This is a genomic window from Mesotoga sp. HF07.pep.5.2.highcov (assembly GCF_003666285.1).
Taxonomy (GTDB): Bacteria; Thermotogota; Thermotogae; order Petrotogales; family Kosmotogaceae; genus Mesotoga; species Mesotoga prima.
Genome location: NZ_JFHJ01000499.1, coordinates 1 through 2,671, shown reverse-complemented (window position 1 = coordinate 2,671; position 2,671 = coordinate 1). Strand labels below are relative to the sequence as shown.

Annotated in this window: 3 protein-coding genes and 1 tRNA gene; 1 reads left to right on the top strand and 3 read right to left on the bottom strand. The window is 46.8% G+C overall.

Features of this window, described 5'->3' with window-relative positions:
• Positions 1–107 precede the first annotated feature (107 nt).
• On the bottom strand, positions 108–281 hold the full coding sequence (locus BG32_RS15610; RefSeq protein WP_006487012.1) for a hypothetical protein: 174 nt from the start codon (positions 279–281) through the stop codon (positions 108–110).
• Positions 282–343: 62 nt separating this feature from the next.
• Here BG32_RS15610 and BG32_RS10505 point away from each other — a divergent pair.
• Positions 344–421, top strand: a tRNA-Ile gene (locus tag BG32_RS10505).
• Between the two features lie 149 nt (positions 422–570).
• Here the strand turns inward: BG32_RS10505 and BG32_RS10500 are convergent.
• Entirely contained in the window at positions 571–2,010 is a 1,440-nt protein-coding gene (locus tag BG32_RS10500) for an amidohydrolase (RefSeq protein WP_121526806.1), read from the bottom strand.
• Positions 2,010–2,671 (bottom strand): pseudouridine-5'-phosphate glycosidase (locus tag BG32_RS10495; RefSeq protein WP_147434957.1); only part of this gene is annotated, 662 nt, incomplete at its 5' end. The genes BG32_RS10495 and BG32_RS10500, both read right to left, overlap by 1 nt.

Here is a 2,671-nt window from a genome sequence, read left to right as displayed (position 1 = left end):
TTGGCCAAGCTATGAGAATACCCGGCCTCACACCCTCCGACATAATGAATCTTTCATTTCATCTCAAACATGAGGGGGAAAAATGAGCACCGAGCGATCGCCGGTGCTTATCCCGATAGCAAGGTCTGTAACGTTTTTTCCAGATCTCTATGTTCAATAGACTTTCCGTCTTTCAGAAGGCAAAATGCGGCCTTTATTACAAGGACTCGGGGATACTTCACAGTCATTTCCTGAACCGGATCTGTAGATATCCGAAGACCCACAGAACTGCTGTTTAGCATTAAACCATCTCCTGAACCTCTTGACACAAGCCATGAGGAATATTATAATCAAATCTGTGTCTGGGCTCGTAGCTCAGTTTGGTTAGAGCTTCCGGCTCATAACCGGGCGGTCGGTGGTTCGACTCCACCCGAGCCCACCAGATATGGCGGCTTTACGCCGCCTCTTTCTTTATTAATTCTAGCAGTTTTGCTGGTATTCTTCAAGAGAGTTTGCCTATGTTTAACATTTAGGACATGAAACGTAAAGAAAGTGTAGTCAGCATTTATGTAAAATATAGGTTTTTGATTGTCAGCCGATTTCACTCAGTGAAAAGACCAATCTTCCTCCTACGAATGTCATATCCGAAAACCTGTCTTCATTGGTCTTCAATAAGTCAGCATCGATAACAAAGAGATCTGCCGGGTAACCCGGTTCAAGTGAGCAGCCTCTGCAACTATTGGCCAGAAGATGCCCGTTCGAAGTGTACATTTCTATGCTTTCCCTTCTCGAAAAGTATCTGTCTGCAGAGTTCAGATTTCTAATCACTGACGTACTCTCCACGGGAGAATCCGTTGACAATGCAAGAAGGACACCCATATCTCTCATCTTTCCAAATGGATATGCGTTCTCCAAGCGAGAAGGGCCGAATCTTTCCGGAGCTATCAATTTGTCGGAATCAACGAAGACTGGCTGAATAGATGCAGTGAGCTTCTCTTCTACCATCCTTCGGATTTGCTCTTCAGAGGCGATCTGAACGTGAATCAATCTGTGCCTAAGCGTTTCACTCTTCGATCCTTCGAAGGCCTTCAGTGCTTCTTCGAGGGCACGATCGCCGATTACGTGAACGCAAACCTGAATCCCTTCCCCATCTGCCCTTTTCACAATCGGTCTAATCTCTTTCGCGCTCTTATAGAGCACGCCTCTTTCCCCGGGAGAATCATAGTACGGTTCAATCATAGCCGCCGTTCTCGCTCCAAGCGAACCGTCGAGATAGAGTTTTGCCGCATTTAACTGAAAGAATTCGTTTTCGAACTGTCGGCCGAGTAGTATCATTTCGAGGTCTTCTTCTCGCGATACACAAAATTTCTCGTAAACTCTTAGATCGACAATGCCTGCGAGTCTTTGCATCAGGAGTTCGTATTCTATCCCGTGGTAGTCATCGCTGTGCACTGAGGTCACGCCGTATTTCAAGAAGGCCTTTGTTCCTGCTTCGATTGCAGCCTCTACTTCTCCAGAAGTTAGCAATACGTTTCTTTCGACTTCATCAAGTGCCCTCTCTTTAAGGATCCCGAGATCAATGTCCGTTCCGTCCAGTCCATGAAGTCGTTCGAGACTAAAGAGCTTTATGAAAGCCGAATTAGCAGAGGCGATATGACCGCACCTTCTTGTAATTATTACTGGTCTAGATATGATTGAATCAAGTATCTTTCTTACTGGCATGAAGCCAAGAACCTCCTGATCCCAACCCCGGGCTCGAACGATATCGCGTTCAACATTCAGAGCCGTTTCAAGCTTTTCTACCGAGTCACAGTTTTCGAGATCGACTTCAAGCTCCTTTCTTCCAGTTCCGATTAGATGAGCGTGAGAGTCCACAAAACCAGGGTAGACGAATTTACCGCTTACATCTATTTCTATCGCATCTTTTGCCGGTACTTCAGAAATTATGCCTTCGCTAATGTAGAGATCTCGGGTGACATATCTTCCGTCGGGTACCGAGTAGACTCTGCCTCCCTTAAGTGAATATGCCATTATAGTTCGGCTCCCAAGCTCCCCGCTATTTGTCCAGCAAGGGCCGCATTGTTTATCAAAAGAGAGATGTTCGCGTCGAGAGTCTTGCCGTTTGATAACTCAGCGATAGTGCTTAGGAGAAACGGTGTCAGAGCCTTACCGGATACCCCCCTAGCTTCGGCAGTTGACAGAGCAGTCTCTATTAACCTGGAAAGGTCGTCGTAATCCATCGAATCGGTTTCTGGGATAGGGTTCGCTACAAGCACCGCACCATCGATCCCCAGTCTCTCTTTCTCTTTTAGAATCAGCAGAGCCTCTTCCGGTGAATTTATCGTGAGGTTGACTCTATAGGGACTTCTGGAGCAATGGAATAGTGGGAATGAGTCCGTTTTGTAACCGACCAGAGTGACACCAAAAGTCTCGAGAAACTCAAGAGTCTTAGGGACATCGAGGATGCTCTTTACACCAGCCGATACAACGATCATACTGGTTCGGGAAAGCTCGATAATGTCTTGAGAGACATCCCAGTCTTTACCACGATGAACTCCACCAATGCCTCCAGTAGCGAAGACCGAAATACCATCTCTCTTTGCGATTGCCATCGTGGCACTTACCGTGGTCGCTGCATCTCTCTTCATCGCTGTGGCGTAGGGAATTTCAGCCGTTCCGACCTTCAAAACAT